Raw genomic sequence first — 8,804 nt, 5'->3', positions numbered from 1 at the left:
GAAGCCAGATGGGGGTGTTCCGGTATAAACGGATTATTTTGGGCTGAAGCCCGGAATATCACCCTTGTATACCCCGCTTAAAAGCGGGGCCTATTGAGCGAGTGCGCTAACAGCGGGGCTTGCATTTTGAAATCAGGAAATAAAATCGTTTACGATACTTTTTAAAAGGATATTTTTAAACATTTTATTTTTACCGGACAACAATGATGAGATAATTAGCAAATAGAATAATCATCCTAAGAATGAAAATTGAGAACCATAAGATAGAAATGACATTGATTTGTAATTGCGAGCATAGCGCGGCAATCTCAAACATATAAACTTAGAAGGTTGCATCGTCGTACAAGCCACTTTGTTCTGACGGGCATGCTCGCAACCAAATCTTAATTGATTATACTGAGAAAAGAAAGAAATGAATAAATATATATTATGCTGCGACTGGGGAACTACATCATTCAGGTTAAGGCTGGTTGACCGGAATACCTATGATGTAATTGCTGAATTATTATCCCCGGGTGGGGTAGCAGGTACATTCAGGTCATGGAAAGAACAAACCGAGATTAATCGCTTTGATTTCTATTCTGTTATCCTTAAATCCAGCATTCGTGAATTGGAGGAAAAATCCGGAATTACCATTGAGAACACTCCGCTTATTGTTTCCGGAATGGCTTCATCATCCCTTGGTATGGAGGAAATTCCATATGCCGAACTGCCATTTAATATCAGTGGCATTCAGGCATCAGTTAAGATTTATGAAAATTTTAATGGCCCCGGAGCAAATCTTGTGCTGGTTTCGGGCGTAAAAAGTTACGAGGATGTGATGCGTGGGGAGGAAGCCCAGCTAATCGGTCTGATTAAAATAAATGAGGTTGTTGTAAATGGTCAGGAACAATTGTTATTTGTATTTCCCGGAACACATTCTAAGCATATTTTTGTAAAAGATGACCTGGTTACTGATTTTAAAACCTTCATGACAGGTGAAATCTTTAACATTCTTAGTGAACACAGTATACTGAAAGATTCTGTTGATTTGCGTAAAGCTTCCGGTTTGACAGAAGCTTTTGATATTAAGGCATTTAAAAGGGGGGTAGAAGTTTCCGGATCATCTTCCTTATTACACAATTTATTTACTGTTAGAACAATGCAACTCTTTGGGAAATTCAGCAAAGAACAGAATTCATATTATTTAAGCGGATTACTGATTGGAACAGAACTCAGGCAGCTTCAATCCCTGAATTATGATCATCTGGTAATCTGTAGCGGAAAACATTTATATGAACATTATAAAATTGCTGTTGAAATGCTTTCTTTTAACATAAAAACAACTTTTGTTCAACCTGAACTGATTGATAAAGCAACTATAGCCGGGCAGGTTCAATTATTTAATGCAATACAAACTTATAAAAATGAATAATCAAGAATTTTCCTGGCAGGAGTTCTCAAGGGTGCCACTGGTTGGCATAATCAGGAATCTGACATTTGATGAAATAGCAAAAATTCTGCCTGTTTATCATGCTGCAGGATTCACAACCATTGAAATAACAATGAATACTCCTTTTGCAGAGGATATCATCTCTTATGCTGCTGATCATTATAAAGGCCGCTTAAATGTTGGTGCAGGTACAGTTTGCAGTACTGATGACCTGAAACTGGCTCTTCAGGCAGGGGCACAATTTATTGTCACACCTATCCTGAATCCTGAGGTTGTTCGCAGCTGTGTTAAATCAAAGATCCCTGTTTTCCCCGGAGCTTATACACCCACTGAGATTTATCAGGCATGGGAACTAGGTGCTGATATGGTCAAGGTTTACCCGGCTACAGCTTTAGGCCCGGAATATATCAGGGATGTAAAGGCGCCTTTGAACAAAATCAAACTTATGCCAACAGGTGGTATCAGTCTGAATAACATGGAAGCATTTATGAAATCAGGAGCCGACGGATTAGGAATAGGGGGGCAGCTTTTTGACAAACAATTGATCAGAAATGAAGACTGGGATGGATTATTGGAGCATTTTAAGCTATATGTTAAGTATTTTAATTAGAAGAATTAATATTTAGTGATTAAATCTAAATTCTGTCCTCGAAATATCTAACTTCTACAGGGATGACGGAAAGTTGATAGTTGAGATCCGATAGTTATCTTTTAAGATGAAATAATGACAATCAGACAACTGACAACTGACATCAGACGTCAGGCATCGGACATCATACATCAGACAACAGAATATACAATGAACCAAAATTTACTAACCAACTAACAACCAACCAACAAAAATGGCATCAGGAAAAATCAAAAATTACCGTTGGATCATTGTAGGATTACTGTTCACAGGTACTGTGATCAATTATCTGGATCGGCAGATCATTGGCCTGTTAAAACCTACTCTTGAAGCAGAATTCAACTGGACAGAATCAGATTTTGGCAAGATCATGTCTGCCTTTTCATTTGCATATGCAATTGGTTTATTAGTATCAGGAAGGTTTATTGATAAAGTAGGTACTAAAGTGGGTTATAGTGTTGCAGTTATTGTATGGAGCCTGGCAGGAATGTTTCATGCTCTGGCAAGATCAGTAATGGGATTTGGTATTGCCAGGCTATCCCTTGGGATTGGGGAGGCCGGTAATTTTCCTGCAGCAATGAAGGCTGTTGCTGAATGGTTCCCTAAGAAAGAAAGGGCACTGGCAACAGGTATATTCAATTCAGGAACAGCAATAGGTGTGGTGGTAGCCTTAATACTTGTGCCTATAATTATGCAAAGTTATGGCTGGCAGGAGGTTTTTTGGATTACCGGTGCACTTGGTTTTGTATGGTTGATTTTCTGGTGGTTCCTTTATGAAATTCCTTCCAAACAAAAAAGATTGACATCCGAAGAATTGGCCTATATCGAAAGCGATAAGGATGATGTTTCTGACCAGGTAAAAAGCACAACAAAGATTTCATGGACAAGGTTATTCACATTTCCGCAGACATGGGCATTTGTTACCGGTAAATTTTTAATCGATCCCATTTTCTGGTTCTTCCTCTTCTGGCTGCCGTCCTATTTTTCAACTACATTTAATCTTGATCTGAAGGTAATTAGTCCTGAATTGATACTAATTTATGGTGCAACTACTGTAGGAAGTATTGCTGGTGGCTACTTTTCTTCCTGGCTGATCAATAAAGGATGGCCAACTCTAAAAGCAAGAAAGGGAGTATTATTATTGTTTGCTGTTCTGGAATTGGGTATTATGATTGCAATTGCCCAGTTTGTTACCGATAAATGGGTAGCTGTTGGTTTGATCAGTCTGGCTGTTGCAGTGCATCAGGCATGGGCAACCAATATTTTTACAATGGCTTCGGATATGTTCCCTAAAGAGGTAGTCAGTTCGGTGGTTGGAATTGGCGGAATGACCGGTGCAATAGGAGGGATATTGTTCCCAATATTTGTGGGTTATCTGCTCGATGTTTACAAGGCAGCGGATAATTTAACCGGCGGTTATAATCTTATATTCACTATTTGTGGGGTGACCTACCTGCTTGCCTGGATAATTATTCATTTACTGACCAGGAAATCTACAAAGGTCATTGTTAATTAACATATAGATAGTTTTAAATTTGAATATGATGAAAAAATTAGTTAAACCCTCCTTTAAACACATGATAATCCTGTTTGGATTGTTTTTAGCTCCGTTCTTTACGCCAATGGCAAATGCTCAGCTCTATAATTTTACTGAAGAGCAAATGATAAGTTTCACCGATAAAAACCCTTACGGTCGTTTTCCAGGGGGGCGACCGATGATACCGGCCGCAATTCTGGATACCATCCGTAAAATGGATATTCAGGTGGTTGAGGCTATAGGGTCAATTCCAAGAGAATATGCCAATCAGTATGAGGATGGATGGAAATCTATTATTCCCGGAAAGAAACTCGTTGGACGTGCATTTACAGTACAGTTTATGCCATCCCGCCCGGATCTGGTTGCCGGAATGCAATCAGAAGCTGATAAAAACAATTTTACCGGCCTTAACAACAGAACCACAATTGATATGCTCCAAAAGGATGACCTGGTTATCGTTGATTTGTACGGCAAAGTACAGGGTGGTACTTATGTAGGGGATAAGCTATCCTATTATATTTGGAAGACTACCGGCACGGGTTTAATTGTGGATGGTGGAATATACCTGACTGAGAATATCTCTCAGAGTGGGATGCAGGCATTTTACCGGGGAACCTATCCCGGTCCATTAAGTAATGCTACCGTTTCGGGTATTAACGTTCCGATCAGAATCGGAAAGGCAGTAATTATGCCCGGAGATTTGGTAATTGGTGATCAGGATGGGATTCTGGCAATACCACCGCAGTTTGTACCTAAATTAATATATACTGTAACCCGCGATCGCAGGCGAGATGTATGGATGAAAAAAGCATTTGACCTTCAAAAGTATAAATCAAGTGATATCTATGGCCGTCCCAGAGATCCGGCACTTTTGAAGCAATATGAGTCTTATCTTGATTCCGGTAATCCTGCTTTATTACCTAAATAACGTGAGTTCAATATTTAACTATCTAAAGATTAATATTAAACCACATAGATTGAATTTATAATGCTTTAAAGGAAACATAGATTGTAAAGCATATAGCTTGAAGCGAAGCTTCAGGGCTATCTGTATCTAAAGAAGCTTTAAAATCCTATGTTTCTATGCGGTTTTTAAAATATTATGTCGAGTTAACATTAAATAGTATTCTGGAGATTTAATACACTGCCATGAAAATTTTCAATTTCATATTCCTTACACTCTTTGTTATTTCAGCCGGCCTTCAGTACAATGATCCCGATCCTGCCTTATGGATTATAATTTATCTTTTCGGAGCCATGATTTGCTTTTTTGCAATCAGGAAGAAAAATTATCCCCGCCTAACCTTAGCCGGGATAATTCTCATGCTTATATATGCAGTATATCTGTTTTTTGATAAAGATGGAGTTTTAAGCTGGTTAACAGAACACCAGGCTGAAAATATAGCAGGGAGTATGAAGGCCTCTTCTCCCTGGATTGAAGAAACCCGGGAGTTTTTTGGCTTAGTTATTTTGATATTGGTCTTATCGATTAACCTATGGACTTCAAAAAGACAAGAAAATTGTTGATAAACAAACTTCCTGAATGATCCCCAATAAGATCAATATACCGTAATATAGTATCACTTATTTTACGAAATAGTTATTATAAATCTGAAAATTTTCTGCAACTGAAGCTCAATTTCTCCTCGAAATGGGTACTTAAAAGGAATATTATTTTTCAACATTGGTTTAATAACTTTAATATCTCTATTAATCTTGTATACAACTATCTCATTATAAGATATTTATAAATAGTTTGTTTATTTTTTTTAAATTCAAAGTCACTTTAGTAAATATTTGGTATTATAAAAAAAAGCATTACTTTAGTCTTGCCTAGTGGTATGTAAATCAACCATAAGTTTTGCATGCCGCCTGGTTAAACAATTAATTAATTATATCTAACACTAAAAGTATTATGATGAAAAAAGTTTACAAACTAGTCGTATTGCTGTTATTGTGCCAGACCTTTGTGTTTGCGCAGAATATCAGCGTTACCGGAAAGGTTACCGACTCTGACAACTTGCCTCTTCCTGCTGTAAGCATTAAGGTAAGCGGAACAACTCAGGGTACAAGCACAGATGCTAATGGTAATTTTACAATTTCAGTGCCTTCCAATGCAACATTGGTATTCACCTACATTGGATTTGCAAGTCAGACAATTCCAGTAAATGGAAGAACAACGTTAAATGTTCGTCTTGAGTCTGATGCCAGACAACTTGAAGGAGTTATTGTTACTGCTATGGGTATTACAAAAGATCAGAAGGTGTTGAGTTATGCAACTCAACAGGTTAACACTGAGCAATTTGAAAAAGCCAGAGAGCTGAACATTGGTAAGTCTTTGATTGGTCGTGTGGCTGGTCTTGATGTTGCCGGTACTTCTTCAGGCCTTGGAGGTTCAACCCGTGTTGTTTTGAGAGGTGATCGTTCAATCACCGGTAATAACGGAGCTTTGATTGTTGTTGATGGTGTGCCAATGGATAACTCAAACTACAGTCCTGGTACCGGTAACGGTGGTCGTGATGGTGGTGATGGTCTATCAAGTATCAACCCTGATAACATCGAGTCAATGTCTGTACTAAGAGGTGCGGCCGCAACCGCTCTTTACGGTTCTCGTGCAGCTAATGGTGCCTTATTAATTACTACCAGAAAAGGTGGTGCTCAGCAAGGTTCAGGAGTTTCTTTCAACAGCTCTTCTCAAATAGAGACTATGATGGAACTGTATGATTTCCAGAATGAGTATGGTCAGGGTGCTGCCGGAGTTTATAACAGAGCTCAGGAAGGTTCATGGGGGCCTAAAATGACAGGTCAGTCAGTTGCTTTATGGGGTAACGATCCTGCTGATGCTGGAAAAACCTATAACATGACTCCTCAGCCAAATAATTACAGAGATTTTTATTCTACAGGAAAACAATTGTCAAATACATTGGCATTTTCTGGTGGTAATGAAAAGGCTCAAACCTATTTCGCTTACACCAGAGTAGATGCAACCGGTATCATTGACAATAATGAGCTGATAAGAAACAATCTTAACTTGCGTATAACTGGTAAAGTAAGTCCGAAAATATCTTACGATTCTAAAGCTACTTATTTGAAGCAGGATATTGGCAACAGGCAATACACAGGTGAGGCTTATCAAAATAACCAACGTCACATCTTACGTATTCCACGTAACATCTCTTTGGAACAGGCTAAAAAGTATGATTACACCGATCCTTCTACAGGTAAATTACGTCAGAACTACTGGAATCCCGGATCTAATGGTGGTGAGAATCCATTCTGGACTAAAAACCGTATCATTTCTGATGATCAAAGAGATCGTGTAATGGGCTTTGGTTCATTAACTTATCAGGCTACACCAGCACTAAGTTTAATGGGTCGTGTGGGTATTGATAAAACAATAGATGCTTTTGAAGGTAAATGGTATAACGATACGTATACTATTGCTGATTTTGGTAATTATCAGACTGAAAACAGAGCTGTTACTGAAACCAACTTTGACTTCATTGGTATTTTCAAACAGAATCTTCTTGAAGAATTAACTGTTGATGCAACATTTGGAGCGAGTCTTCAGCACGTTGACCGGATATTCCGTTCAACCAACGCAGGAGGTTTGAACCGTGATAATTTATTTATTCCTTCAAATGGACGTGCTCCAACAGATGGTTATTCATTTGTTCAGACTGAAAAGCAGGGTGTATTTGCTACAGCGGATTTTACCTACAAAAATGCGATCACAATTTCTGGTTCAGTTCGTAATGACTGGGCATCTACCTTACCAAAATCAAGTCAGTCTTACTTGTTTGGTTCAGGAGGATTCTCTGCAATATTATCTAACATTTTTTCTTTACCAAATGCAGTTTCCTTTGCTAAATTAAGAGGATCATATGCTACTACAGGTAACGATGCTGCTGCATTCCTGACCACACAGTTATACAACTTTGCGGCGGGTGGTAACGGCGGTTTCATTAATAGAAATGGTGTAAAACCTTTCCCTGAATTGAAACCTGAATTAACTACTGCGGCAGAAATTGGTTTAGAAGCGAAATTCTTTAACGATCGTTTTGGATTTGACTTAGGTTTCTATACCTCTGACACTAAAAACCAATTATTCCAGGTTTCACTTCCTCCTGCATCAGGATGGAGCTCTGAGTATGTTAACGCTGGTTTGGTTAATAATAAAGGGGTGGAATTAACTTTAAATGCTACTCCGGTTATTAAAGGTGATTTCCGTTGGAATATGAACTTAAACTATGCCAGAAACATTAATAAATTAGTTGAGTTGTCTCCAACATTGAAGACATTAAACCTAACTCAGGATTTCATGGTATTCCAGCGTGCTGTTGAAGGTAAACCATTAGGTCAAATGTACAGTAGAGGTTACCAGCGTAATGCTAGTGGACAGATTTTAACTGGAGCAAATGGATTACCGTTAATTACTCCTGGTACTACAGTTGATATTGGTAATTCACGTCCTGATTGGACTGGTGGTTTCAGCAATACCTTTAACTACAAGAGATTTAGCTTCAATGCTTTAATTACAGCTCGTGTTGGTGGTACTGTAACTTCATTTACTAATGCCATCATCTATTCTGATGGTCAGGTAGCTGAGACATTGGAAGGAAGAACTTCAATGGTTTTCCCAGGTGTTACCGCAGCCGGAGCAGCTAATACAGTTGCAACAACTGCTGAGGCATACTGGAAATTTGTAGGTGGTCGTAACACTCCTGTAGGTGAAGTTTGGGCTTATTCTGCTACAAACGTTCGTTTGCGTGAAGCTTCTTTAAGTTATAGCTTACCTAAAAATTTATTTAACAAGGCTCCATTCCAGGCCGCTTCTGTATCTTTAACAGGTCGTAACTTATTCTTCATTGTAAATAAGGCCAAAGGTTTCGACCCTGAATCTACAGCAGGTTCTACAAATACTTCGGTTGGTCAGGAAGGATTCTCCTTACCTACAACCCGTCAGATTGGTTTGAACTTAAACTTATCGTTTTAATTAATAAATATTATCAATTATGAAAAAATTCAGATTATATATCATTGCTTCAAGTTTAGTCTTGGTTGCGGCTATTGGTATCTCATCTTGTACCGACAAGTTTGAGGAATACAATACAGATAAAACCAGGTTAACAGAACTTGATGCATCTGCTGTGGGTAATGCATTTGCAGCCACACAGCATAGGGGTACCTTGTTTTCATGGCAGACC

The 8,804-nt window shown here is 38.5% G+C and carries 6 protein-coding genes and 1 pseudogene; all 7 read left to right on the top strand.

The annotated features are described in order from the left end of the window. Positions 1 to 412: 412 nt before the first annotated feature. A complete protein-coding gene (locus Q8S11_RS14845) occupies positions 413 to 1,414 on the top strand; it encodes a 2-dehydro-3-deoxygalactonokinase (protein ID WP_305662906.1) in 1,002 nt (333 codons plus the stop codon). Next, complete coding sequence (locus Q8S11_RS14840; RefSeq protein WP_305662905.1) at positions 1,407 to 2,042, top strand: bifunctional 4-hydroxy-2-oxoglutarate aldolase/2-dehydro-3-deoxy-phosphogluconate aldolase; 636 nt, start codon at positions 1,407 to 1,409, stop codon at positions 2,040 to 2,042. The genes Q8S11_RS14845 and Q8S11_RS14840 overlap by 8 nt, the downstream gene beginning before the upstream one ends. A gap of 232 nt (positions 2,043 to 2,274) precedes the next feature. Continuing rightward, a complete protein-coding gene (locus Q8S11_RS14835) occupies positions 2,275 to 3,576 on the top strand; it encodes an MFS transporter (RefSeq protein ID WP_305662904.1) in 1,302 nt (433 codons plus the stop codon). A 25-nt stretch (positions 3,577 to 3,601) separates the two neighbouring features. Then, complete coding sequence (locus Q8S11_RS14830; RefSeq protein ID WP_305662903.1) at positions 3,602 to 4,525, top strand: RraA family protein; 924 nt, start codon at positions 3,602 to 3,604, stop codon at positions 4,523 to 4,525. 221 nt (positions 4,526 to 4,746) lie between these two features. Next, on the top strand, positions 4,747 to 5,124 hold the full coding sequence (locus tag Q8S11_RS14825) for a transmembrane 220 family protein (RefSeq protein ID WP_305662902.1): 378 nt from the start codon (positions 4,747 to 4,749) through the stop codon (positions 5,122 to 5,124). 388 nt (positions 5,125 to 5,512) lie between these two features. Continuing rightward, positions 5,513 to 8,593 carry a SusC/RagA family TonB-linked outer membrane protein gene (locus Q8S11_RS14820; protein WP_305662901.1) on the top strand — a complete coding sequence of 1,027 codons (3,081 nt, stop codon included), beginning with the start codon at positions 5,513 to 5,515 and terminating at the stop codon, positions 8,591 to 8,593. A 19-nt stretch (positions 8,594 to 8,612) separates the two neighbouring features. Next, positions 8,613 to 8,804 (top strand): annotated as a pseudogene (locus Q8S11_RS14815) (hypothetical protein); the annotation flags it as partial.

The sequence above is a fragment of the Daejeonella sp. genome, assembly GCF_030695525.1.
GTDB lineage: Bacteria > Bacteroidota > Bacteroidia > Sphingobacteriales > Sphingobacteriaceae > Daejeonella.
This window is presented reverse-complemented; position numbering and strand designations above follow the sequence as displayed.

What these genes read in the sequence shown, in the direction of transcription:
- Q8S11_RS14845 (WP_305662906.1), top strand. Translation starts at nt 413, where the DNA reads ATGAATAAATATATATTATGCTGCGACTGGGGAACTACATCATTCAGG.
- Q8S11_RS14840 (WP_305662905.1), top strand. Translation starts at nt 1,407, where the DNA reads ATGAATAATCAAGAATTTTCCTGGCAGGAGTTCTCAAGGGTGCCACTG.
- Q8S11_RS14835 (WP_305662904.1), top strand. Translation starts at nt 2,275, where the DNA reads ATGGCATCAGGAAAAATCAAAAATTACCGTTGGATCATTGTAGGATTA.
- Q8S11_RS14830 (WP_305662903.1), top strand. Translation starts at nt 3,602, where the DNA reads ATGATGAAAAAATTAGTTAAACCCTCCTTTAAACACATGATAATCCTG.
- Q8S11_RS14825 (WP_305662902.1), top strand. Translation starts at nt 4,747, where the DNA reads ATGAAAATTTTCAATTTCATATTCCTTACACTCTTTGTTATTTCAGCC.
- Q8S11_RS14820 (WP_305662901.1), top strand. Translation starts at nt 5,513, where the DNA reads ATGATGAAAAAAGTTTACAAACTAGTCGTATTGCTGTTATTGTGCCAG.